Source organism: Pseudomonas sp. A6, from assembly GCF_052367875.1.
Classification (GTDB): domain Bacteria; phylum Pseudomonadota; class Gammaproteobacteria; order Pseudomonadales; family Pseudomonadaceae; genus Pseudomonas; species Pseudomonas citronellolis.
Map to the genome: position 1 here is coordinate 4,169,088 of NZ_CP198970.1, position 24,077 is coordinate 4,193,164.

Annotated in this window: 20 protein-coding genes; 8 read left to right on the plus strand and 12 right to left on the minus strand. The window is 70.5% G+C overall.

The features are described 5' to 3' along the window. Positions 1–10: 10 nt before the first annotated feature. Together paaE and paaZ are read left to right on the plus strand one after the other, a co-directional pair. Entirely contained in the window at positions 11–1,087 is a 1,077-nt protein-coding gene (gene paaE / locus ACTWJ5_RS18305) for a 1,2-phenylacetyl-CoA epoxidase subunit PaaE (RefSeq protein ID WP_253393101.1), read from the plus strand. A 299-nt stretch (positions 1,088–1,386) separates the two neighbouring features. Next, entirely contained in the window at positions 1,387–3,438 is a 2,052-nt protein-coding gene (gene paaZ, locus ACTWJ5_RS18310) for a phenylacetic acid degradation bifunctional protein PaaZ (protein WP_444436262.1), read from the plus strand. Between the two features lie 437 nt (positions 3,439–3,875). Here paaZ and ACTWJ5_RS18315 read toward each other — a convergent pair whose 3' ends face one another. The 7 genes from ACTWJ5_RS18315 to ACTWJ5_RS18345 all read right to left on the minus strand — a co-directional run bounded on the left by ACTWJ5_RS18315 (position 3,876) and on the right by ACTWJ5_RS18345 (position 9,897). Next, positions 3,876–4,493, minus strand: coding sequence for an START domain-containing protein (locus tag ACTWJ5_RS18315; protein ID WP_436278297.1), 618 nt, complete (start codon positions 4,491–4,493; stop codon positions 3,876–3,878). Continuing rightward, positions 4,490–5,284, minus strand: coding sequence for an anti-sigma factor family protein (locus tag ACTWJ5_RS18320; RefSeq protein ID WP_249916854.1), 795 nt, complete (start codon positions 5,282–5,284; stop codon positions 4,490–4,492). The genes ACTWJ5_RS18315 and ACTWJ5_RS18320 overlap by 4 nt, the downstream gene beginning before the upstream one ends. Further along, on the minus strand, positions 5,281–5,739 hold the full coding sequence (locus tag ACTWJ5_RS18325) for a sigma-70 family RNA polymerase sigma factor (RefSeq protein WP_253410642.1): 459 nt from the start codon (positions 5,737–5,739) through the stop codon (positions 5,281–5,283). Before ACTWJ5_RS18325 ends, ACTWJ5_RS18320 begins: the two co-directional genes overlap by 4 nt. Before the next feature lie 188 nt (positions 5,740–5,927). After that, positions 5,928–6,482 (minus strand): tetratricopeptide repeat protein, encoded by a 555-nt coding sequence (locus ACTWJ5_RS18330; RefSeq protein ID WP_253392733.1) that lies wholly within the window; start codon positions 6,480–6,482, stop codon positions 5,928–5,930. A gap of 853 nt (positions 6,483–7,335) precedes the next feature. Next, the gene (locus ACTWJ5_RS18335; RefSeq protein ID WP_253392734.1) at positions 7,336–7,623 is read right to left on the minus strand and encodes a hypothetical protein; all 288 of its coding nucleotides are present in this window, start codon (positions 7,621–7,623) and stop codon (positions 7,336–7,338) included. 69 nt (positions 7,624–7,692) lie between these two features. Further along, the gene (locus tag ACTWJ5_RS18340) at positions 7,693–8,145 is read right to left on the minus strand and encodes a GNAT family N-acetyltransferase (protein WP_253392736.1); all 453 of its coding nucleotides are present in this window, start codon (positions 8,143–8,145) and stop codon (positions 7,693–7,695) included. Between the two features lie 60 nt (positions 8,146–8,205). After that, complete coding sequence (locus tag ACTWJ5_RS18345) at positions 8,206–9,897, minus strand: sensor domain-containing diguanylate cyclase (protein WP_444436263.1); 1,692 nt, start codon at positions 9,895–9,897, stop codon at positions 8,206–8,208. Between the two features lie 247 nt (positions 9,898–10,144). Here ACTWJ5_RS18345 and ACTWJ5_RS18350 point away from each other — a divergent pair, with 247 nt between their 5' ends. From ACTWJ5_RS18350 to ACTWJ5_RS18365, 4 genes are all read left to right on the plus strand, one after another. Beyond that, positions 10,145–11,836, plus strand: coding sequence for a putative bifunctional diguanylate cyclase/phosphodiesterase (locus ACTWJ5_RS18350; RefSeq protein WP_444436264.1), 1,692 nt, complete (start codon positions 10,145–10,147; stop codon positions 11,834–11,836). A 40-nt stretch (positions 11,837–11,876) separates the two neighbouring features. Beyond that, a complete protein-coding gene (locus ACTWJ5_RS18355) occupies positions 11,877–16,358 on the plus strand; it encodes a PAS domain S-box protein (protein ID WP_444436265.1) in 4,482 nt (1,493 codons plus the stop codon). A gap of 126 nt (positions 16,359–16,484) precedes the next feature. Beyond that, a complete protein-coding gene (locus ACTWJ5_RS18360; RefSeq protein WP_444436266.1) occupies positions 16,485–17,654 on the plus strand; it encodes a diguanylate cyclase domain-containing protein in 1,170 nt (389 codons plus the stop codon). Between the two features lie 407 nt (positions 17,655–18,061). Then, positions 18,062–18,961: a bestrophin family protein gene (locus tag ACTWJ5_RS18365; RefSeq protein WP_043271761.1), complete on the plus strand. Its 900-nt coding sequence runs from the start codon at positions 18,062–18,064 to the stop codon at positions 18,959–18,961. Between the two features lie 42 nt (positions 18,962–19,003). Here ACTWJ5_RS18365 and moaB read toward each other — a convergent pair whose 3' ends face one another. Continuing rightward, positions 19,004–19,543 carry a molybdenum cofactor biosynthesis protein B gene (gene moaB, locus ACTWJ5_RS18370; protein ID WP_444436267.1) on the minus strand — a complete coding sequence of 180 codons (540 nt, stop codon included), beginning with the start codon at positions 19,541–19,543 and terminating at the stop codon, positions 19,004–19,006. A 303-nt stretch (positions 19,544–19,846) separates the two neighbouring features. Here moaB and ACTWJ5_RS18375 point away from each other — a divergent pair, with 303 nt between their 5' ends. After that, positions 19,847–20,746, plus strand: a complete 900-nt coding sequence (locus ACTWJ5_RS18375; RefSeq protein ID WP_009622512.1) for a LysR family transcriptional regulator — start codon at positions 19,847–19,849, stop codon at positions 20,744–20,746. 28 nt (positions 20,747–20,774) lie between these two features. Further along, complete coding sequence (locus tag ACTWJ5_RS18380) at positions 20,775–20,936, plus strand: DUF2474 family protein (RefSeq protein WP_009622514.1); 162 nt, start codon at positions 20,775–20,777, stop codon at positions 20,934–20,936. Positions 20,937–20,943: 7 nt separating this feature from the next. Here the strand turns inward: ACTWJ5_RS18380 and ACTWJ5_RS18385 are convergent, their stop codons facing one another. The 4 genes from ACTWJ5_RS18385 to ACTWJ5_RS18400 form a co-directional block, all read right to left on the minus strand. Continuing rightward, a complete protein-coding gene (locus ACTWJ5_RS18385) occupies positions 20,944–21,342 on the minus strand; it encodes a DUF1801 domain-containing protein (protein ID WP_444436268.1) in 399 nt (132 codons plus the stop codon). An 84-nt stretch (positions 21,343–21,426) separates the two neighbouring features. After that, on the minus strand, positions 21,427–22,161 hold the full coding sequence (locus ACTWJ5_RS18390) for a PAS domain-containing protein (protein ID WP_009622530.1): 735 nt from the start codon (positions 22,159–22,161) through the stop codon (positions 21,427–21,429). Between the two features lie 12 nt (positions 22,162–22,173). Next, complete coding sequence (locus tag ACTWJ5_RS18395) at positions 22,174–22,800, minus strand: response regulator (protein WP_009622532.1); 627 nt, start codon at positions 22,798–22,800, stop codon at positions 22,174–22,176. After that, entirely contained in the window at positions 22,769–23,899 is a 1,131-nt protein-coding gene (locus tag ACTWJ5_RS18400; RefSeq protein ID WP_444436269.1) for a sensor histidine kinase, read from the minus strand. The genes ACTWJ5_RS18395 and ACTWJ5_RS18400 overlap by 32 nt, the downstream gene beginning before the upstream one ends. Between the last annotated feature and the right edge of the window lie 178 nt (positions 23,900–24,077).

A 24,077-nucleotide genomic window follows, 5' to 3' on the forward strand; every position in this document is an offset into this window, starting at 1 on the left:
GAGAAGAACAATGAGCAAATTCCACAGCCTGAAGATCCGCGAAGTGCGCCCGGAGACCCGCGACGCCGTGTCCATCGCCTTCGACGTCCCCCAGGACCTGCAGGACAGCTTCCGCTTCGAGCAGGGCCAGCACCTGGTGGTGCGCGCCCAGCTGGACGGCGAGGAAGTGCGCCGCTCCTACTCCATCTGCAGCGGCGTCAACGACGGCGAGCTGCGCGTGGCCATCAAGCGCGTGCCCGGCGGGCGCTTCTCGGCCTACGCCAACGAGGCGCTGAAGGCCGGCGCCAGCCTGGAAGTGATGCCGCCGGCCGGCCACTTCAACGTGCAGCTGGATGCCGCGCGCCACGGCAACTACCTGGCGGTGGCCGCCGGCAGCGGCATCACGCCTATCCTGTCGATCGTCAAGACCACCCTGGAAAGCGAGCCGCACAGCCGCGTCACCGTGCTCTACGGCAACCGCTCCAGCAACGCCGCGATGTTCCGCGAGCAGCTGGAAGACCTGAAGAACCGCTACCTGCAGCGCCTCAACCTGATCTTCGTGTTCAGCCGCGAACAGCAGGACGTGGACCTCTACAACGGCCGCATCGACGCCGACAAGTGCGGCCAGCTGTTCAGCCGCTGGCTGGACGTGAAGAACCTCGACGCCGCCTTCATCTGCGGCCCGCAGGCGATGACCGAGACCGTGCGCGACCAGCTCAAGGCCAACGGCATGCCGGCCGAGCGCATCCACTTCGAACTGTTCGCCGCCGCCGGCAGCGAGAGCAAGCGCGAAGCCCGACAGGCCGCCGCCGCGACCGACAGCGGCAAGAGCCAGGTCACGGTGATCAGCGACGGCCGCGAACTCTCCTTCGAGCTGGCGCGCAACAGCGTCAGCGTGCTCGACGCCGGCAACGCCCAGGGCGCCGAGCTGCCCTACTCCTGCAAGGCCGGCGTGTGCTCGACCTGCAAGTGCAAGGTGATCGAAGGCGAAGTGGAGATGGACAGCAACTTCGCCCTGGAAGACTACGAAGTGGCGGCCGGCTACGTGCTCAGCTGCCAGGCCTTCCCGCTGAGCGACAAGGTGGTCCTCGACTTCGACCAGCTCTGACCCGCTCTTCGTAGGATGGGTTGAGCTTGCGAAACCCATGCGGCCACGGTGATGGGTATCGCGTCGCTCCACCCATCCTACGCGGTCTCCATGTAGGAGCGCGCCCTGCGCGCGAATCGCGGGCAGGGCCCGCTCCTACAAAGAGCCAGGTTTCACCGCCCCGGGCCCAAAAGGCCCCTGGCGTCCCTGACCCGGCGGCCTTTCCCCGCCACCGTTCCAACGCGCCGCCGCAGCCCACCCGGCTACGGCGGTCACCGGCCGCGGCCGGAACCCTTGCGTACCTTTTGGAGGATAGAGTGATGGCCCAAGAGCCCACCCTGCAGAGTTTCATCGGCGGCCGCTGGATCGGCCAGCATGGCGCCCAGGCGCTGCGTAGCGCCCTCAACGGCCAACTCGTGGCGCGCACCCACGAAGAGGCCCCGGACTTCGCCGAAGCCGTGGCCCACGCCCGCCAGAGCGGCCTGGCCGAACTCATGGCCATGGACTTCCAGCAGCGCGCCCAGCGCCTCAAGGCCCTGGCCCTGTACCTGACCGAGCGCAAGGAACAGCTCTACGAGATTTCCCGCCACACCGGCGCCACCCGCGCCGACAGCTGGATCGACATCGAGGGTGGCGCCGGCACCCTGTTCGCCTACGCCGGCGTCGGCGGCCGCGAGCTGCCCTCGGGCAACGTGGTCCACGAAGGCCCGGCCATGCCCCTGGGCAAGACCGGCAAGTTCGCCGGCAGCCACATCCTGGTGCCGCGCGGCGGCATCGCCGTGCACATCAACGCCTTCAACTTCCCGATCTGGGGCATGCTGGAAAAGTTCGCGCCCAGCTTCCTGGCGGGCATGCCCTGCATCGTCAAGCCGGCCACCGCCACCAGCTACGTGACCGAAGCGGCCGTGCGCCTGATGCACGAATCCGGCCTGCTGCCGGCCGGCAGCCTGCAGCTGATCATCGGCGGCACCGGCGACCTGCTCGACCGCCTGCAGGGCCAGGACATCGTCACCTTCACCGGCTCCGCCGACACCGCGGCCAAGCTGCGGGTGAACCCCAACCTGATCCGCAACTCGGTGCCCTTCAACGCCGAGGCCGACTCGCTGAACTGCGCCATCCTGGCCCCGGACGTCACCCCGGACGACGAGGAATTCGACCTCTTCGTCAAGGAAGTGGCCCGCGAGATGACCGCCAAGGCCGGACAGAAATGCACCGCCATCCGCCGCGCCATCGTTCCCGCCAAACACATCGACGCCGTGGCCGAACGCCTGCGCGAGCGCCTGGCCAAAGTCGTGGTCGGCGACCCGTCGGTGGAAGGCGTGAAGATGGGCGCCCTCGCCTCCCACGCCCAGCAGGCCGACGTGGCCGAGCGCGTGGAAGCGCTGCTGAAATCCAGCGACCTGCTCTTCGGCGCGAAGGATGGCTTCGCCCCGCGCGGCGAAGGCGTGAGCGAAGGCGCCTTCTTCGCCCCGACTCTGCTGCGCAGCCGCGACCCGCACGCCGAAGGCGGCGCCCACGACATCGAGGCCTTCGGCCCGGTCAGCACCCTGATGGGCTACGACGACCTCGACGAAGCCATCGCCTTGGCTGCGCGCGGCAAGGGCAGCCTGGTGGCCAGCCTGATTACCCGTGATCCGCAGGTCGCGGCCAAGGTGGTCCCGGTGATGGGCGCGCTGCACGGCCGCCTGCACATCCTCGACCGCGAATCGGCGGCCGAATCCACCGGCCACGGCTCGCCGCTGCCGGTGCTCAAGCACGGCGGCCCGGGCCGCGCCGGCGGCGGCGAGGAGCTGGGCGGCGTGCGCGCGGTGAAGCACTACCTGCAGCGCACCGCGGTACAGGGCTCGCCGACCATGCTGATGGCGGTCACCGGCGAATACGTGCGCGGCGCCCAGGTCTACGAGACCGACGTGCACCCGTTCCGCCGCTACTTCGACGAGCTGAAGATCGGCGAATCCCTGCTGACCCACCGGCGCACCGTCACCGAGGCCGACCTGGTCAACTTCGGCTGCCTGTCGGGCGACCACTTCTACATGCACTTCGACGAGCTGGCGGCGAAGGATTCGCAGTTCGGCAAGCGCATCGCCCACGGCTACTTCGTGCTCTCGGCGGCCGCCGGCCTGTTCGTCTCCCCCGGCGTCGGCCCGGTGCTGGCCAACTACGGCCTGGACACCCTGCGTTTCATCAACCCGGTGGGCATCGGCGACACCATCCAGGCCCGCCTGACCTGCAAGCGCAAGATCGACCAAGGCAAGAAGAGCCCCAAGGGCGAGCCGCAAGGCGTGGTGGCCTGGGACGTGGAAGTCACCAACCAGAATGGCGAGCTGGTGGCCAGCTACGACATCCTGACGTTGGTGCTCAAGCGCGGTTGATCTCTCCTACTCCGGTGTCACCCTCGACCGGCCCTAGGGCCGGTCTTTTTTTGCGTTCGTGCAGAGCCCCCTCACCCCAGCCCTCTCCCGGAGGGAGAGGGAGCCGTTCGGAGTGAATGGGGAGTTCGGGGTCATCCTGATCGGATGTTTCATCGTAGGGCGGATAGAGTCCGCTCCTACGGTTCCAGGAAGCACGGCTTTTCGTAGGATGGCGTTGAGCGGAGCGATACCCATCACCCCGGCAGCATGGGTATCGCAAGCTCAACCCATCCTACGAAAAGCACCTCGGCGCAGCCGGTAGACAGTTGCGGGAAGCACGGGCGTAGGAGCGGACTCCGTCCGCGATTGGACTCACTGGCCACGCCGGATGCTCCGGTGGCACGAACAGCTCCCCATTCGCGAGCAAGCTCGCTCCTACGAAAAGCCAAAGCTAAAAACTACGGCCGCCGCGGCGCCTGCCGTTCCGCCACCGCCCGGAGGGTCCTCAGGGTATCCAACGGCGCATCGACAACAAAGCTATCCGCCAACCAGGACGGCACACTCCCGCCAGGCTCCGCACGCATCTGGTAAGTCACCCTTGTACGCCCATCCCCCAACGGCGCCAGACTCCAGATACCGCTCAACTCACGCACGCGAATCTGCCCCGGCACCACCGGCAGGTAGTCCGGCAACGCGCGGATATCCCGCAGCAGGCCACCATCGGCAGTGCGCCGGGTGGTCACCAGCAGCACCATGTCGCGCGGCTGCACCGGCCAGGGCAGTTGGGTGCTCATGTACAGCCACACGTCGTCGCCGCTGGCCTTCAGCAGGCGCAGTTCGGCGCAGGCGTACAGCCACTTGCAGGCCACCCGCAGGTTCTCCTGCAGGTCGGCCAGGGTGGCCACGTCGGCGCGCATGTCGGCCACGCCGCGGTAGCTCTGGTAGCGCGAGCCGGGCACCGCGGTCAGGTAGACGCGGATGCCATCCTCGTCACGGGCCAGGCGCCAGTGTTCCTGGGGCGCCGCCTGCAACGACGCGGCGGTGGCCAGCAGCAACCCCGCCAGCCAGGCCTTCACACCCCACCCCCGCCTCCCAGGCGCTGGCGCAGGCCGGCGGCCATGGACTGCAGGTCCTGCGGCGGGTTGTGGCCGATCAGCAGGTAGGCGTGGCCGGCGTCCTGCCAGTACACCAGGTTCATGCCCTCGCGGCGCTCCTGCTGCGGCGCGGCGGCGCGGCCGTCGCTGCGGGTGATGCACAGCGCCATGGGGCCGTAGCGCTCGTCCAGGTAGGTGAGCTGGGCGATGGGGATGCCGTCGTATTCGAGGATCTGCGCGCGGCGCAGCTGGGCGCCTTCCAGGGCCAGGTCCGGTGCCGGCAGGGCCAAGCCCAGGCGCTCGCCCACCGTGGCCAGCTGGGCCTGGTGGATGGCCACATCGCCCGGCAGGTGGTCGAGGGTCTGCACGGTGTACAGCGACATGTAGTCGGCCACCCGCTGGCGCCAGTTGAAGTCCTCTTCGTGGTGCAGCGGCAGGCCGCCAAGCAGCAGGCGGTCCAGGGCCATGCCCAGCACCAGGCAGGCCGCCGCGGCCAGCGCCAGGGCACGCCGGCGCGGGGCCCGCGGTTGCGCCAGGGGCAGGCTGGCCAGGCCGGCGCCCAGGCGCTGCAGCGGGGCTTGGTCGAGCAGCGCGTCGAAGGCCTCGCCCAGGCCCTGGCCGCCGCAGCAGAGGGTGTCGAAACGCTGGGCCAACTCGGCGTCGGCGGCGATCCGCGCCTCCACTTCGCGGGCCTGCGCGGCGTCCAGTTCGCCGTCGATGAAGGCGACCAGGGTCTCGTCGGAAACCCGCGGGCCTGTGCCATGTTCGTTCATCGCCGTCCTCCCCTGGCCGCTTCCGCGTCGTCCGGCGCCGCGGCTTCGGCCAGTTTCAAGCGGGCCGCCGCCAGGCGGCTCATCACCGTGCCCACCGGCACCCCGAGGATGTCCGCCACCTCGCGGTAGCTGAGGCCCTCGACATAGGCCAGGAACAGCGTCTCGCGCTGTGCCTCCGGCAGCGCCGCCACGCGCCGCAGCACCTGACTGGCGAGCACCTCGGCCTGGGCCTGGCGCTCGCCGTCGAACACCAGTTCGCTTTCCGCGTCCACCACCCCGTGGCCGCTGCGCACCCGCCGCGCGCGCACTTCGTTGAGCCAGATGGAGCGCAAAATGGCGAACAGCCAGCGGTCCAGGCGGCTGCCGGCGCTGAACTGGGCGGCGCGTTCCAGCGCCCTCACGCAGGTGGCCTGCACCAGGTCGTCGGCGACGTGGGGCTGGTGCGCCAGGACCATGGCATAGCGCCACAGGCGCGCCAGGTACTGGCCGATCTCGGCGCGAATATCCGCAGGTTGTGCGATGGTCGCCTCCGCTGGGCTGCGCGGCCGCCGCGACGGCGGGCCGGGTGGATGACGCTCGGGCACCACGGCCGGGGTCCGCGGGTGCTCCCATGCCGGCGGCCACAGCGTCTGGCTGCGCTCGTTCATAGGGTCGCGGACGCGGCTATCGCCTGCGCCAGGTCACGGTATTCCTCGCAGCCCGTGCCGCAGAGCCCCTGGATGCTGCGCAACTGCTCGCGGGCCAGGTCCAGGCGCCCCTGGGTCACGTAGGCTTCGCCCAGGTACTCGCGCACCTTGGCGTACTTCGGATCGAGGCGTACTGATTGCAGATAGTAGCCGATGCCTTCATCCACGCGACCCAGCTTGCGCGTGGCGTAGCCGCGGTAGTTGAGGGCCTCGGCGGTGTGCGGCTGGCGCAGGCTGTCCAGCAGCGCCAGGGCCTCCTGGTAGCGCCCGGCCTTGGCCAGGCGGTAGGCGTAGGCGGTGCGGTCGGCGTCGCCCAGGCTGGCGCTGCTCTGCTCGACGCAGCGCTGCTCGGCGCGCTCGCGAACCTGCCCGGCCGGGCAGTCGGGCGCGGCCTTGGAGCGCTCGTCATCGTCGCCACCACCGTCGGCCCGCAGCGGGCCGCCGGAAAGCACGGCGCCCAGGCAGGCCAGCAACAGCAGCGACGGGAGGTGGACGGCGGGGCGCGGGGTCATGGCGGAATCTCCTGGCGACGGCGGGGGTGGCCAGGAGTGAACACCCCAGGGTGGGGCGTTATTCGGTGCGCATGGTGGTTTTTCGGCCGTTCGTCGGGGGTGGCCGTGGTGTGGGTCGGCGTCGGGGAAGAGCGTTTGCGGTTATCTGTCGTTGGCGGGGGCACCGGGGCTCTACGTACCTGGGGTTAAGAGCACCCTCTCCCCAGCCCTCTCCCTGAAGGGAGAGGGGGCCGTTCGGAGTGGATGGGGAGTTTGGAGTCATCCTGAAATGCCTAATCCCACCCCCGTCATTCCCGCGAACGCGGGAACCCAGTGGCTGCGGGGTTCGCGAGCAAGCTCGCTCCTACGAAGAGCACGTCTGCCCTTGCTCTGGCTTTTGGACTTCCAGAGGAATATCCGAGCGCACCGAAACGCCCCTTCAGAAGGCCGAGCGAAACCCGCGCTCAGGAGGTCATGCGACATGGATGTCGCGAGAGCCCCGCGGGCTACAGGGACGTACCCTCGGGGCGGGCCTCCGTGGCGGGGGAATTCGCGAGGGTAGCCCGACTCTGTCGGGCCCGTATGCGGGGCAAGCCTTTTTGGTTCCTTTTGTGGCGTTTGACAAAAGGGACTCGCCCGAGGGGGCGAAACAAGAGACATCCGAGCACGCCGAAGCGGCGCAAACACACCCAAACAAGAAGTCACTGGGTTCCCGCGTTCGCGGGAATGACGGGGTTGGGAGGATGGCGCCTGACCGACAAGCCGCTCAGGACAGCCCCCTCTCCCTTCAGGGAGAGGGTTCTCTTAAGCCCAACACCACAGCCCCCGGCACACTCCATTCGCGAGCAAGCTCGCTCCTACAGGGGCCGGGCGATCAGACCAGCAGTTCGGGCTCGACCATGTCGCATTCGAAGCTGATCCGCCCACCTTTCTCATCCGCACTGCCGCCAGTAATCGGCCCGTAGTAGTTGAGGCCATTGTCCAGACTCACGCAAACGTGGGTCGGCTCCTCCGGCGCATCCAGCTGACCCTGGAACAGCAGCTCCATCACCCCCGGCTCCAGGGTACGCAGCTCGACGGCGATGGCCGGGTTGTCCACGGCCTCGGTTTCGCGCCCCCGGTACTCGGCGCTGACGGTGACGGTGGCAGTGAAATGCGGCATGAAGGACTCCAGGGCTCGGGGAATGAATGCGGGCGCCAATCTGCCCGGCGCGGCGGCGCCTGGCAAGGGTCAGCCGACGTGAAAGCGAAAGCGCAGGTGCGGCCAGGCCTCGGGATCGTCCACCGGCAGCGGCACGGTGCCGCGCGGCACCACCCGCAGCCAGAACGCCAGGGCGTCGCAGTTGCCGGTCAGCACGTTGAGCTGCCAGTCGCCGGGCTGCCCTTCGAACAACGCCCAGGCCGCGGCGCGACCCACGCCCTGGCGGCGGAACGCCTGGCCGACGTAGAACTCGGCCAGTTCGTGCAGCCCCGGCCGCTCCAGGGCGCGCACCAGGGCGAAGCCGGCCACCTGGCCGCCGACGCGGATCAGGTAGGGCCGGCGCCCGGGCTCCAGCCAGTACAGCGCCAGGTACGGGTACAGGTCCGACTCGACGCCGAGCTCGCGCAGGTAGCCCGGCAGCATGGCCGCCAGCAGCGGCTCCTCGTCCGGGCCGGCGACCTGCACTTCGACTTGCGGGTTCACGGTGGCCTCCCTTGGGCGGTGCTCCCTGCACCATAGCCCAAGGCAGGCCATCCGGCCCGTTCAGAGGTACTCGATGCGGTTGCGCCCGGCCTGCTTGGCGCGGTACAGCGCCAGGTCGCTGCGCGACAGCACCGCCTCGGCCGTGGCGTCGCCGGCGAGCATGTCGGCGACGCCGATGCTCAGCGTCAGCGGGATGCGCTCGCCGGCGTGCACCAGCGGGGTCTGCGCCAGGTGCTCCTGCAGGCGCTGGGCGAAGGCCACGGCGTTGTCGCGGCTGGCGTCGCTGAGCAGCACGGCGAACTCCTCGCCGCCCATGCGCCCGACGCAGTCGCTGCGCCGCACCAGGCCGGCGAGGACGTCGGCGAAGTGGCGCAGGGCCAGGTCGCCCACCGCGTGGCCCCAGCGGTCGTTGATCGCCTTGAAGTGGTCCAGGTCGCACATCAGTACCGCGGCGCTGCGCTCGCCGCCGCGCTGCACGCGGCCCAGTTCGGCCTGCAGCTGGTGCATGAAGCAGCGCCGGTTGGGCAACTGGGTGAGGAAGTCGGTGGTGGCCAGCACCTGCAGCTCGGCCTCGATGCGCTTGCGCTCGGTGATGTCGGTGATGAAGCCGTGCCAGAGCACGCTGCCGTCGGCCTGGCGGCGCGGGTGGGCGTGGCCCTGGCGCCAGCGCACGCCCTGCTCCGGCAGTTGCACGCGGTACTCCAGCTCCCAGGGCACCAGGGTCCGCGCCGAGGCCTCCAGCGCAGCCAGGTAACGCGGCATGTCCTCGTCGTGGATGACCGCGCGGATGCGTTCGGTGGGGCCGTCGGCCAGTTCCTCCGGGGCCATGCCGTAGATTTCCCGGCTGCCGGCGCTGACGTAGGGGAAGCGCGCCGAGCCGTCGGGCAGGCGGCGGTACTGGAAGACCATGCCGGGAATCTCGTTGGTCAGGTCGGTGAGCAGTTCGAGGTTCTGCCGCAGCTTCTCGGCCAGCACGCGCTGGGCGGTGATGTCGGTGGTGGTGCCGAGCATGCGCAGCGCCCGCCCCTGTTCGTCGCGCTCGACCACCTTGCCGCGGCTGCACACCCACATGTAGCTGCCGTCCTTGCGGCGGATGCGGTGCTCCACCTCGTAGGCCGCGGTCTGCCCGGCGAAGTGCGCCTCCATGGTCGCCCTGACGTAGGCCAGGTCGTCCGGGTGCACGCGGGCGTAGCTTTCCTCGATGCGCTCGCCGATCTCGTCCTCGGTGTAGCCCAACAGGGCCTTCCAGCCGGAGGAGTAATGGATGACGCCGCTGGGCACGTGGCGGTCCCAGATGCCCGTGCCGCTGCCCTCCACCGCCAGCGCCAGGCGCCGCTCGGTGATACGGGTGCGCTCGGCGCCGCGCTCCAGTTCCAGCAGCGCGGCGGCCATGCCGGCATATTCGGCGAGGACCTCGCCCTGGCGGGCGTCCAGTTCGCGCGGGCGTTCGCCCAGCAGCCAGAGCTGCCCCAGCAGTTGGCCGTCGGCCGAGCGCACCGGGCAGATGCGCTGGAACACCCAGCGCGCGGCCAGCGCCGCCACGCCGGCCTCGAAGGGCCCGCCCAGGCGCTCGAGCCAGGTTCTCTCGTCGGCACTCAGCCCCAGGCAGGCGCATAGCCGCCAGGCGCCGCCGTCATCGCAGGTCAGCGCCGCCGCGTCCAGGGCCAGGTGCCCCAGCGCCAGGCGCAACAGCCCGGCATGATGTCGCTCGCCCACACTCTCCATCGCGCACCCAGTACTCACGGACTGCATCTGCACACTGCTCGCTCAGGCATCCAGGGATGCCGCCAGGAAAGTCGGACATTGCCCCGAGTCTATCCATAATGGCGTTATGACGTCATGGCTGCCCATCGGCTGGCAGCCACAGCTCATCGTCGCCGGCCGCACGGCATTCCCGACAAAACATGTCAGTTTGACATCATGCAGGGGTAGACCCTCATGATCTAGGCTAGCCTCATGTCAGAATCCTCCTACAGAAGTTTTCCGCTGGAGCAAGGGAATGCCGGAAGATCCGCGTAACTTCGACTCGGTCATCCTGATCGTCGACGACCAGGTCAGCGACATACAGCTGCTGGGCGAGGCGGCCAGGGGGCTGGGCGTGACGCACTTCGCCTCGGACGGCCGCCAGGCCCTCGAGCTGGCCCGGCGCATCCGCCCGGACGTGGTCCTGCTGGACATCGAGATGCCCGGCATGGACGGTTTCGAGGTGTGCCAGGCGCTGATGGCCGACGCCAAGCTCAACGACGCCGCGGTGATCTTCGTCACCGCCTACGACCAGGTGGCCCACGAGCTGCGCGCCCTGCAGATGGGCGGCGTGGACTTCATCACCAAGCCGATGAACCTGCCGGTGGCCCGCGCGCGCATCCGCACCCACGCGCGCCTGCGACACATGGCGAAGATCCTCGCCAACCAGGACCCGCTGACCAACCTGCCCAACCGCACCCTGCTCGGCGACCGCATGGCCCAGGCCATCGAGGGCGCGCGGCGCAACCAGCAGCGCGTCGGCCTGTTGCTGCTGGACCTGGACAACTTCAAGGCGGTCAACGACGCCGAGGGCCACTCCCTGGGCGACGCCATCCTGCAGGAGACCGCCCTGCGCCTCAGCCGCCAGTGCCGGGCCATGGACACCGTGTGCCGGCCGGGCGGCGACGAGTTCGCCGTGCTGCTGCCGGAGGTGCACAGCCTGGAGGCCATCGGCGACTTCGCCGCGCGGGTGCAGGCGGCCCTGGGCGAGCCCTACGTCATCCGCGGCACCAGCTACCACCTCACCGCCAGCATCGGCATCAGCCTCTACCCCGACGACAGCGACGGCGCCGAGGACCTCTACCGCCACGCCGACGCCGCCATGTACCAGGCCAAGGCCGCCGGGCGCAACGGCTACAGCTTCTTCTCGGCGGACATCGAGGCGCGCATGCGCGAGCGCCACCTGCTCGAACGGCACATGCGCCTGGCCCTGGAGATGGGCGTGTTCGAGGTCTTCTACCAGGCCAAGGTGCATGCCGCCACGCGCGCCATCGTCGGCGTCGAGGCGCTGATCCGCTGGCGCGACGGCGAAGGCCGCCTGGTGCCGCCGGCGGAGTTCATCCCGCTGGCCGAGGAAACCGGGCTGATCGTGCCCATCGGCCAGCAGATCCTCCTGCGCGCCTGCCAGGACGCCCGCGCCTGGAACGACGCCGGCCACGCGCTGACGGTCAGCGTGAACATCTCGGCGGTGCAGTTCCGCAACGAGAGCTTCGTCGACCAGGTGGCCGAAATCCTCGCCCAGACGCGCATGCAGCCGGGCAACCTGGAACTGGAGATCACCGAGGGCGTGCTGGCCAGCGACCGCTACGCCTCGCGCCAGACCCTGGCGGCGCTGCGCGAGCTGGGAGTGCGCATCGCCATCGACGACTTCGGCACCGGCTACTCCAGCCTGGCCTACCTCAAGCGCTTCCCGGTGGACGTACTGAAGATCGACCAGAGCTTCGTCCGCGACATGCTCCAGGACCGCAGCGACGCGGCGATCATCGAGGCCATCATCAAGCTCGCCCAGGCCCTGGGCCTGGAACTGGTGGCCGAAGGGGTGGAATGCCCGAACCAGGAGAGCGCGCTGGCTGCGCTGGGTTGCCCGGTGATGCAGGGCTACCTCTACTGCCGCCCGGTGCCCCGCGACGACATGAGCCGCCTGCTGGCCGACGGCCTGCAAGCATGACCCTCCGTGCCACGGGCACCACCGCAACGGGAAGGATCGGGTGAAGACGACACCGGGCAACCTCAGGTTCAACCGCTGGTCCTGGGCCGTCCTGGCCCTGGGCGTGATCTGCTCGGCGCTGGGCGCCGCGCTGGTGCAGCGCGGCAACGAGCAGCAGGCGCGCGCTGCCGTGGCCCAGGAGGCCAACCGCCTGGCCGACACCGTGCTGGCGCGCATCGAGCTATACCAGTACGGCCTGCGCGGCGCCCGCGGGGCGGTGCTGACCGCCGGCGGGGAACGCATCAGCCGCGAGGTCTTCCACCGCTACGCCCAGACCCGCGACATCGCCACGGAATTCCCCGGCGCCCGCGGCTTCGGCTTCATCCGCCGGGTGCCGGCCGAGGCGCTCGAGGACTTCCTGCGCAGCGCCCGCGCCGAGAGCCGGCCGGACTTCGCCGTGCACGAAGTGACGCCCAACCCGGGCGAGCGCTACGTCATCCAGTACGTCGAGCCGGAGCAGCCCAACCTGGCCGCCATCGGCCTCGACGTGGTCTCCGAGCCGCGCCGCCAGCAGGCCACCCAGGCGGCGCTGCGCACCGGGCTGCCGCGGCTCTCCGCGCCCATCACCCTGGTGCAGGCCTCGGGCGCGACCCAGCAGTCCTTCCTCATGCTGCTGCCCATCTACCGCGGCGGCGTCACCCCGGGCAGCATCGAGCAGCGCCAGGCCCAGGCCATCGGCCTGAGCTACGCGCCGCTGCTGATGCGCGACGTGCTCGACGACCTGCACCTGGACGACGCCAGCGTGCACTTCCAGCTCGCCGACGTGACCGACGGGGTGCCCGGCGACACCTTCTACAGCAGCGCCGACGACGCCAAGGCGCCGCGGCTGTACCCGCAGAGCCTGCAGCGCGACGTGTTCGGCCGCCGCTGGCAGGTCGACTTCAGCGCCCACCCGGCGTTCGTCCAGCGCCTGCACCCGCTCTCCCCGCCCCTGGTGTTCGGCGCCGGCTGCCTGGGCAGCCTGCTGCTGGCCGCCCTGCTCGCGGCCACCGCGGTCAGCCGCCAGCGCCGCGCCCAGGTGCTGGAGCAGCAGGCGCGGCTGGCGGCGATCGTCGAATCCTCCGCCGACGCCATCGCCGGCAAGAACCTGCAGGGCGAGATCACCAGCTGGAACGCCGGCGCGCAGAAGCTGCTCGGCTACGCCGCCGAGGAAGTTCTCGGGCGCCAGGCCAACGGCCTGCTGGTGCCCGCCGAGCGGGTGGTCGAAGAGGAACCGCTGCTCCGCCGCGTGGCCCAGGGCGAGCGCCTGCCGCCCTTCGACACCCAGCGCCGGCACAAGGACGGCCGGCTGATCGACGTGTCGCTGAGCGCCTCGCCCATCCTCGGCCCCCATGGCGAAGTGGTGGGCACCTCGACCACGGTGCGCGACATCTCCGCGCAGAAGGCCGCCGAGGCGCGCATCCACGAACTCAACAGCGGCCTGGAGCGCCAGGTGGCCGAGCGCACCGCCGAACTCGCCACGGCCAACCGCCTGCTGACCGGCGTGCTGCATTCGGCCTCGGAAGTGTCGATCATCGCCACCGACGCCGGCGGCATCATCCGCATCTTCAACCGCGGCGCCGAGCGCCTGCTGGGCTACCGCGCCGAGGAACTGGTCGGCCAGGCCACCCCGCAGCGCCTGCACCCGGAGGACGAAGTGGCCGCCCGCGCTGTCCAGCTGAGCGAGGAATACGGCCGCCCGGTGCCGGGCTTCCGCGCCCTGGTGCAGAAGGCCGAGGACGAAGGCGCCGAGACCCGCGAATGGACCTACCTGCGCAAGGACGGCAGCCGCGTGCCGATGAGCCTGGTGGTCACCGCCATGCGCGACGAGGCCGGCCAGGTCAGCGGCTACCTCGGCATCGCCGTCGACATCACCGAGCGCAAGGCCGCCGAGGACCGCCTGCGCCTGGCCCACGACCAGCTCGCCCTGGCGGCCGAAGCGGCCGGCCTGGGCATCTGGTGGTGGCGCCCGGCCGACGACACCCTGCACTGGAACGAGCGCATGTTCGAGCTCTACCAGCAGCCGCCGGAACTCAACGGCAACGGCCTGAACATCGGCCACTGGCGCGAGCGCCTGCACCCGGAGGACGCCCCGGCCACCCTCGCCAGCCTGAACGCCGCGGTGCAGGGCCAGGGCAACTACGAGCCGACCTTCCGCATCGTCCGCCCCGACGGCCAGGTGCGCTACATCCAGGCCGCCGCCCGCGTCGAGCGCGACGCCGACGGCACGCCGCTGCGCGTCACCGGCATCAACCTGGACATCACCCGCGAACGCGAGATGCAGGCCTCGCTGCGCCAGGCCAAGGAGCAGGCCGACGCCGCCAACGCGGCCAAGTCCAGCTTCCTGGCCAACATGAGCCACGAGATCCGCACGCCGATGAACGCCGTGCTGGGCATGCTCTTCCTGGCCCGCCAGACCGAGCTGAACCCGCGCCAGCGCGACTACGTCGACAAGGCCCATTCCGCCGCCACCGCCCTGCTCGGCCTGCTCAACGACATCCTCGACTACTCCAAGATCGAGGCCGGCAAGCTGCTGCTGGAGGAGCACCCCTTCGAGCTGGAGACGCTGATGCGCGACCTGGCCGTGGTGCTCTCCGGCAACCTCGGCAGCAAGGACGTCGAGATGCTCTTCGACATCGACCCCAACCTGCCCGGCAGCCTGCTGGGCGATGCCCTGCGCCTGCAGCAGATCCTCATCAACCTGGCCGGCAACGCCATCAAGTTCACCGACCACGGCCAGGTGGTGGTCAGCGTCAAACAGCTGGGCCGCGAGGGCGACCGCCTGCGCCTGCGCATCGGCGTGCGCGACAGCGGCATCGGCATCGGCCCGGCGCAGCTGCAGAGCATCTTCGACAGCTTCACCCAGGCCGAGGCCTCCACCACCCGGCGCTTCGGCGGCACCGGCCTGGGCCTGTTCATCTGCAAGCGCCTGGTGGAGCTGATGGGCGGCCGCCTGCAGGTGGAAAGCCAACTGGGCTTCGGCAGCCGCTTCTGGTTCGACCTGGACCTGGCGGTGGTCGGCGAACGACCGCTGAAGGCCGGCTGCGCCGTCATCGACCGGCCGCTGCGGCTGCTGGTGGTGGACGACAACCCCAGCGCCGCCGAACTGCTGCTGCGCACCTGCGAGTCCCTGGGCTGGCAGGCCGACCAGGTCAGCGGCGGCATGCAGGCGGTGGCGCGCTACCGCGAGGCCACGGGCCAGGGCCTGAGCTACGACGTGGTGCTGATGGACTGGCGCATGCCCGACCTCGACGGCCTGCGCGCCGCGCGCCTGATCCAGCGCGAGGCCGGGGCGCACACGCCGCCGACCATCATCATGATCACCGCCTACGGCCGCGAGGTGCTGGCCGACGTGCGCGACGGCGACACCCCGCCCTTCATCGACTTCCTGACCAAACCGGTCACCCCGCGGCAACTGGCCGACAGCGTGCAGCAGGCCCTGGCCGGCGAACCCTCCGAGCCGGCCGCGACGCCCGCCGCCGGCCCCCGGCGCCTGGCCGGGCGGCGCCTGCTGGTGGTGGAGGACAACGCGCTGAACCGCCAGGTGGCCGCCGAACTGCTGGCCAGCGAGGGCGCCGAGGTGCTGCTGGCCGAGGGCGGCCTGGAGGGCGTCGAGCAGGTGTGCCACGGCGGCGTGCCCCTGGACGCCGTGCTGATGGACGTGCAAATGCCGGACATCGACGGCCTGGAGGCCACCCGGCGGATCCGCGCCGACGGCCGCTTCGCCGCCCTGCCGATCCTCGCCATGACCGCCAACGCCGCCCAGGCCGACCGCGAGGCCTGCCTGCTGGCGGGGATGAACGACCACATCGCCAAGCCGATCGACAAGGAACACATGGTCGACCGCCTGCTGGCCCACCTGGAGGCGCCGCAGCGCGCCCGCGAAGCGCCGCCGCAATTGCCGGAGGAGGACGCCATCGTCGAGAGCCGCGACAGCGTGCTGGGCCGCTTCGGCGGCGACGAGAAGCTGATCCACCGCGTGCTGCGCAGCTTCGAGCCGGAGATGGACAAGCTGCTGGGGCGCCTCGACAGCCTGCGCGGCAGCGGCGACGTGAGCGCCAGCGCCGGCCTGCTGCACACCCTCAAGGGCAGCGCCGGCACCATGGGCGCCCGTGCCCTGGCTGCACGCTGCGCGGCCCTGGAAGCCGAGCTGCTGCGCACCCCGGCCGAGGCGCAGGCCGATGCCCTCGCCACGCTGCCGGTGGACGAGCTGCGGCAATTGCTGGCGGTGACACTGGCCGAGCTGCAGGCGCTGTTCGCCGAACCGCCCAGCCTGGCCCCGGGCACGGCCACGCAGCTCAGCCGCCCGCAGGTGCGCGAGCGGGTGGGGGAAATCCTCGCCCTGCTGGAGTCGGGCAACCTCGACGCCCTCGACCGCCTGGACGCGCTGGCCCGCCACCAGCACGCCTGGCCGCGGCATTTCCTGCGCTTCAACGAGCTGGTCCAGGCCCTGGACTTCAAGGGCGCGCTGCAACTGGGCCGGGAGATGCTCGATGAGCTGTGAGCCACACGGCGGCCGGCGCCCACGCCCGTTCAAGCCGGCCTACATCCTGCCGACACAATCCAGCAGTAGCGTGTCGGGCGTGGACCGGCGCGCGACACCCCGATGGACCGGCCACAGGCAGGCGTCATGAGCTTACCCGAGCACCCCACGGCCAGCAGCGAGCGGCACATCCCCGCGCACCTGCAGCCGGCCCTGCGCGCCTACGTGCTGCAGCACTACCGCGGCTTCCTGCTGGCGATCAACTTCATCGCCATGGCGGCCTACGACGCCTACGTCTTCGCCGATGCCGTGCTGATCCCGGACATGGCGATGCAGTCGCTGGTGCTGCGCGGGCTGCTCAGCCTGGTCGGCCTGCTGAACATCTACCTGGTGTTCCGCCACAGCCGCAGCGTGCTGCTGATGGACCTGCTGATGCCGCTGCACGACATCGTCTCGGCCATCGCCTGGTTCGAACTGCTCAAGCGCAGCGCCTCGCCGGAGGTGCCCACCTTCCTCTACGCCTCGGTGGTGTTCATCGTCCTCGGCAACCTCGGCGTGCGCTATTCCTTCGCCGGCATCCTGGCCTGCTCCCTGGCGATCTCGGCGGTGATCCTCGGCAACGTGGCGCTGATCCATGCCGGCGAGCCCAAGGCGCTGCTGGTGTTCACCCTGGTCTACCTGCCGGTGCTGGTGTTCAGCCTGTTCATCAGCTGGACCAACATCAACGGCGTGCGCCGGGCCTTCCTCGCCGACCTGGAGGGCCAGCGCCAGCGCGCCGAGCTGGCCGCGCTGAACCAGCGCCTGCAGACCCTGGCCGCCACCGACGCGCTGACCGGCGTGGGCAACCGCCGCGCCTTCGACCTGCACCTGGAGCAGAACTGGCGGCAGATGCGCAGCCACGGCCGGCCCTTCGCCCTGCTGCTGGCCGACATCGACTACTTCAAGCCCTACAACGACCACTACGGCCACCCCGCCGGCGACCGCTGCCTGTGCGAGGTGGCGACCTGCATGGCCGATACCCTGCGCAGCGGCCAGGCCCAGGTGTTCCGCTACGGCGGCGAGGAGTTCGTCATCCTCCTCCAGGTGGCCAGCCCGACGGAGCTGCGCCAGGTCGCCGAGCGCCTGCGCGAGCGCGTGGCGGAACTGGACATCGAGCACCTGAAGCGCCCCGACCGCCTCTGCCACCTGACCATCAGCCTGGGCGGCGGGCTGTCCGACGGCGCCGCCGAAGCGGGCGAGCTGCTCGACCGCTGCGACCGCCTGCTCTACCAGGCCAAGCAACAGGGCCGCGACCGCGTGTGCCTGGCCGGCGACTAGCCGCCGCTGCCAGTTCCCGGGCCGGGAAAGTCCCGCCGGGATAGTTCGCTAAACGTTATTCCAGGCGAACTTTCCAGGGCCCGCTGCAATTGAAAGAACGCCGTCATCCGCGGAACTTCCGACCACGCCACCCCTGTCGGCCATCGTCCTGAAAAGCCCGTGGCAAAGCGCCCGGAGCCTGGTCGCAAGAGGCCGATAGAGCACACTTATCGGCTGGTAACCAAAAGCGATTTGACGCTCCCGGGGCGTCTCTCTAGCCTCGGCGCAAGGCTGTGAAGACAGTTCCTCCGAATACGCCGCAAGCCCTCGACCGGCCATGCCCGGGCGCGAAGGCGAACGCCACCGCCGCGCGGCCGGCGACGCTGCATGAACCCGGCGGCCGACCGCCCCCTGTCCACGGAAGCACCATGATCGTTCACCCCCAGCCCAACGTGTTCAGCGTGCTGTTCACGCTCAAGGGCTCCATCGCCAAACGCATCGCCTGGCGCAGCCTGCTGGTCACCCTGCTGGCCTCGCTGATCGTGCTGGTCGAAAGCCGCCATCCGGCACTCTTCGCGCGGGTCAGCGCCACGCCCTTCACCCTGCTGGGGCTGTCGCTGTCGATCTTCATGAGCTTCCGCAACAACGCCTGCTACGATCGCTGGTGGGAGGGCCGCAAGGCCTGGGGCCAGGTGGTCGTCGAGATGCGCTCGTTCATCCGCGAAAGCGTCGCCATCACCGACGCCGCCCTGCGCGAACGCCTGCTGCGGGCGCTCTGCGGCTATGCCCACGCGCTCAACGCGCGGCTGCGCAACGAGGACGAACTGCAGGCGGCGCGGCCCTGGCTGGCGGCCGATGCGCCGGTGGCGCTGCACAACGTCAGCGACGGCATCCTCCAGCAGATCGGCGCGGCCTGCTCGGCGCAGGCCCGGCGCAACGCCCTGGGCGAGTGGCGCTACGTCACCCTGGAGCAGCGCCTGGTCGGGCTCAGCGAGGCGCAGGCGGTGTGCGAGCGGATCAAGAGCACGCCGCTGCCCTTCCCCTACACCCTGCTGCTGCACCGCACCATCTACATCTTCTGCATCCTGCTGCCCTTCGCCATGGCCGAGCCGCTGGGCTGGATGGCGCCGCTGTTCACCACCATCGTCAGCTACACCTTCTTCGGCCTGGACGCCATCGGCAACGAGCTGGAAGACCCCTTCGGCCGCGACGAGAACGACCTGCCCCTGGACGCCGTGGTCCGCGTCATCGAGCGCGACATCCTCGGCGCCCTCGGCGAGCGCGCGCTGCCGCGGCCGCTGGAGCCGGTGGACTGCATCCTCAGCTGAAGACGGCGGCGCCCGGCGCAGAGTGCGCCGGGCGACGAGGGCTCACTGCCGCGATTCGCAGCGCTGGCCGGGCTTGAGGTGGGCGACGAAGTTGCAGGGGCGGTGGCGGGCGTCGAGCTGTTCGGCGAGGATGCCTTCCCAGGCGGTGCGGCAAGCATTGGTGGAGCCCGGCAGGCAGCACACCAGGGTGCCGTTGGCCAGGCCGGCCAGGGCGCGGGTCTGCACGGTGGAGGTGCCGATGTCGAGGATCGACAGGGCGCGGAACAGCTCGCCGAAGCCCTCGACCTGCTTGTCCAGCAGGCAGGCGACCGCCTCGGGGGTGCTGTCGCGGGCGGTGAAGCCGGTGCCGCCGGTCACCAGCACCACCTGGACGTCGTCGTCGGCGATCCAGGCGGCGACCTGGGCGCGGATCTTGTAGAGGTCGTCCTTGAGCAGCACGCGGGCCGCCAGGCGGTGGCCGATCTCCACGCTGCGGCCGGCCAGCAGTTCGCCGGACGTGTCGTTGTCGAAGGTCCGGGTATCGCTGACGGTCAGCACGGCAATATTCAGCGGAACGAATTCCGCATTGGGTTTGACGCTCACGCCCTTGTCTCCGCGAAATTGAACTCGCAGCCACGCTAGAGACAAACCCCTACCCCGTCCAATCGATATGGCAGACCGGGTGATCGACGCCCTCTATCGGCGCCGGCGACCTTTCGCGGCGCGATAAGGCCGGCCTATCGGGCGGTCGGCAGCAACGATTGGACGCCGCCCGCCGCGCCCGGTAACGTGCCGCTCATCCGCGTTCCCACGACAAGACCGACGGCGCCGCGCCGCACGTTCGGCTACATACTGATAAATGACGCCGGCCAGGCCTTGGCCCCCACTACCCGACAGGCAGCTCCCATGGACATCAAGCAGCTCAAGTTCCTCATCGCCCTGGACCAGACCCGCCACTTCGGGCAGGCTGCCGCGCTCTGCCACATCACCCAGCCCACGCTGTCCATGCGCCTGCGCAATCTCGAAGACGAGCTGGACCTGGTGCTGGTGACCCGCGGCCAGCGCTTCGAGGGCTTCACCGAGGCCGGCGAGCGCATCCTGGCCTGGGCCCGCACCCTGCTGGCCGCCTACGACGGCCTGCAGGCCGAGGCCGCCAGCTGCCGCGGGCAACTGGTGGGCAGCCTGCGCCTGGGCCTGGTGCCGCTGTCCAGCTTCAACCCGATGCAGGTGCTCAAGCCGCTGTCCCAGCGCTACCCGGAGCTGCAGTTCCAGCTATCGTCGATGAGCTCGGAGCAGATCATCGACGGCCTCAGCCGCAACCAGCTGGACCTGGGCATCTGCTACCTCGACCAGGTCAACACCACCTACTTCGAAGTGCTGGAACTGGCCACCACCACCATGGGCCTGCTGCACGACGTGCGGCACTTCCAGTTCGAGGACGGCGAGCTCAAGTGGGACAAGCTCAACGACCTGCCCCTGGGGCTGCTGAGCAAGGGCATGCACTACCGCCAGTCCGTCGACCTGAGCTTCCGCAGCCGCGGCATGGACCCGCTGCCGGTGCTGGAGAGCGACTCCACCTTCCAACTGATCCAGGCCATCGGCGAAGGCATGTGCTGCGCCATCATGCCGCTGAACTGCGGCCTGGAAACCCTCAGCGAGCACCTGCGCATCACCCCCATCGCCGGCGCCAGCATCCACAGCCCCATCGGCCTGCTGCAGCGGCGCACCGAGCCGCGCTCGGCCCTGGCGGAGAAATGCTTCGCCGAGGCGCGCACCATCCTCGCCGGCGAAAGCCCGGCCGAATGAGCCACTGAAACCCAGCCACGGAGCCCACATGAGCCCTATCCCGAACCCCGCGCCGCAGCAGCCGAGCCAGCCCCTGCGCAAGCAACTGCTGTGGCTGCTCACCCTGTGGCTGGGCGGCGTCGGCAGCGTGCTGCTGGCCGCCGAGGCGATCCGCCTGGCCATGGCCGCCGCCGGCCTCAAGACTCACTGACGCGCCGCTAGCCGCGGCGCCTCGCCAGGTTCGCCGCCACGGCCGCGCGGATCAGCGCGCGAAACGCCGCCTCGTCCAGCGCGTCGCCCTCATGGATATCGATGGCCCGCCGCGTCGTACCTTCGAGGCTGGCATTGAACAACCCCGCCGGGTCCTCCAGCGTCGCGCCCCTGGCGAAGGTCAACTTCACCACCTGCTTGTAGGTCTCGCCGGTGCAGAGGATGCCGCCCCGCGACCACACCGGCACGCCCCGCCACTTCCACTGCTCGACCACCTCCGGCTCGGCCTCGCGCACCAGCGCCCGCACCCGCGCCAGCATCTCGCCGCGCCAGTCGCCCAGCTCGGCGATCCGCGCGCTGATCAGGGCGCTGGCGTCGTCCGCCGCCACAGGCTTGTCTTCGCTCATCGCATTCGTCCTCTCGCGCGCCGGCGGCCGCCGGCATGACCGCTTGAGTATCGACCAGGTACGGGCCCGCGGCAGGCGAAATCGTCACGTCGGCGGCGGTGCTCCCACCTCGAAGATGGCCCCCTCGATGCCGAGCACCTCGCCAGTGTCGGCATAGATGCCCACGCCCTTCTCCCAGACGTTCTTGATCCGCCCGTCGGCGCAGCGGATGCGGTAGGTCAGCTCGTAGGGCTCGCGGCGCAGCAGGGCCTGCTGCACGCCGGCCCAAACGTATTCGGCGTATTCCTCGAGGATCAGCGTGCTGTAGCTGTGTTCGTAGGTGTCGGTGAGGTAGTGCGCCGGGTAGCCGGTGAGCTGCAGGCAGCCGGCGCTGACGAATTCCATGGTCCACTGGCGGTTGTTGCGCCCGCGGTAGATCAGCCCGGGCAGGCCGTCGAGCAGGCTGGCGGCGCCGCGCCGGCTGGCCTCCAGGCGGGCGTCCTGGCGGCGCTGGCTGGTGGCGTCGCTGAGCGACAGGTAGAGCGTCTCGGCGTCGCCGTCGAGCTGCACGTCGAACCAGCGCAGGCGCCCGTGGGCATCGATGAAGCGCAGGCACTGCCGCGCGCCGTCGCCCTGCCGGGCCTGGCGCAGCACCGCGCGCCAGCCGGGCAGGTCCTCCTGGTGCAGGCAGGCGGCCAGTTCCTCGCCCAGGCCGCTGTCGCCCATCAACAGGCGCCAGGCGCGGTTGGCCCGGCGGATGCGGCCGCGGCCGTCCAGGCGCAGCAGCGCCACCGGGTAGCGGTCGCCGTCGTCGCGGCCATCGGCGAAGGGGGTTGCCATGTGCCGTCCTCCTCAGTGCGGGCCGCCGCCGCGGTGGACCCAGGCGGCCAGTTCCAGGCGCGAGCCCAGGTGGAACTTGCGCAGCAGGTTCTTCACGTAGATTTTCACGGTGCCGTCGCTGATGCCCAGCTCGCGGGCGATGCGCTTGTTGCTCAGGCCCTGGGCGATCAGCGCCAGGGTCTGGCCCTCGCGGGCGGTGAGCTCGTCCGGCGGCGCGGCGGGACCGGGCTCGGCGAGCAGCGCCACCAGGCTGCCGTCCAGCTGCACCGAGCCACGGCCGCAACCGCGCACGTAGTCCAGCAGCGCCTCGGGCTCGGTGTCCTTGAGCAGGTAGCCCTCGGCGCCCAGGCGCAGGGCGGCGGCCAGCTCGGCGCGGTCGGCCGAGGCAGTGAGCACTATCACCTGGCTGTCCAGCTCCAGCTGGCGCAGCTCGTCGAGCACCTGCAGGCCCCCCAGGCCGGGCATGTGCAGGTCCAGCAGGATCAGCTCCGGGCTCAGCTGGCAGGCCAGGCTGATGCCCTCGCGGCCGCTGGAGGCCTGGCCGACCACGGTGAACTCGCCGCTTTCGCTGAGCAGCTCGGCCAGGCCGCGGCGGAACAGCGGGTGGTCATCGATCAGCAGCAAGGTGGCGCTGTGCATCGGCTTTCTCCTCCGGGTTGAGGGCCACGCCGGGCAGCCGCAACGCGACCCGCGTGCCCCGTGGCGGGATGGTCTTCACGCTCAGGCCGGCGCCGATGGCCAGGGCCCGCTCGCGCATGATCGACAGGCCGAAGTGGCCGGTCTCGCCGCAGGCCTGCAGGCCGACGCCGTCGTCCTCGACCGTCACCCGCAGCTCGCCCCGGGCCAGGCGCAGGTCGATGCGCGCGGTGCGCGCGTGGGAGTGGCGGACGATGTTGGCCAGCGCCTCGCGGACGATCTGCAACACCTGCAGGGCCTGCTCGTCGTCGAGCAGGCCGTCGGGCAGGCGGTTGTCCAGTTCGAAGACGATGGTGCTGCGCCGGCCGAATTCCTCCACCGAATCCAGCAGCGACTGGCGCAGGCTGCGCCCGTCCAGGCTCAGCCGGGCATTGCCGATCAGCTCGCGGACCTGGCGCTGCACCGCCTGCAGGCCGTGGCGCAGTTCCTCCAGCAGCGGCGCGGCCTGCTGCGGGCGCTGCAACTGGCCCTGCAGGCGGTTCGCCTGGAAGGCCAGGAAGCCCAGCTGCTGGGCCACCGAGTCGTGCAGTTCGCGGGCCAGCAGGGTGTCCTGGCCGTGGCGCTCCAGGCGCAGCCGCGCGCGCTGGCGGGCGATGCCGTGGGCGCTGGCGGCCAGCAGCGGCAGCCAGGCCAGCAGCGCCCGGTGCTGGCGGCCAGTGGCGTCCTGCAGCGCCAGCGCGGCATGGCCGCCCTGCTCCAGCGGCCACAGCTGGCGCGGCTCGCCACGCGCCCGGCAGGGCCGGCACGGGCCGGCGCGCAAGGCCGGCAGGTCGCGCAATGGGCAGTCGGGCTCGGCGCAGAAGGCCGCCGGGCGCCGCAGCGGCTCCGCCAGGCCGGGCTCGTCCAGCAGCAGGCAGGGCGCCGCGGCGGGATGGGCCGCCGCCAGGTCGGCGAGCAGGCGCGCCAGCGGCGCCCAGCTGCCCGGCTCCTCCAGCAACCCGCGCAGCAGTTCGGCCTCGGCGCGCCGTGGCGCGGCCGCGACGGCCCCTGCGAGCCATCGTTGCCGCCAGCGATCCAGCCACCCCGCACGCCGTGCGCCCATGCCCAGCCCTCGTTCGCAATTGCGCTAGCGGCAGCAACTTTCATGCCCTCGGCGGGGCCTCCCCGTGGCCCTTACCCCTTTGGAGATATCACCTCCTGCGGATTGAGCGGTTATTCGCAACAGGAAAATATTTTCCCCAACGCGAAACACGAAAGTTCGCCGCCGCCAGCGCCCGGAT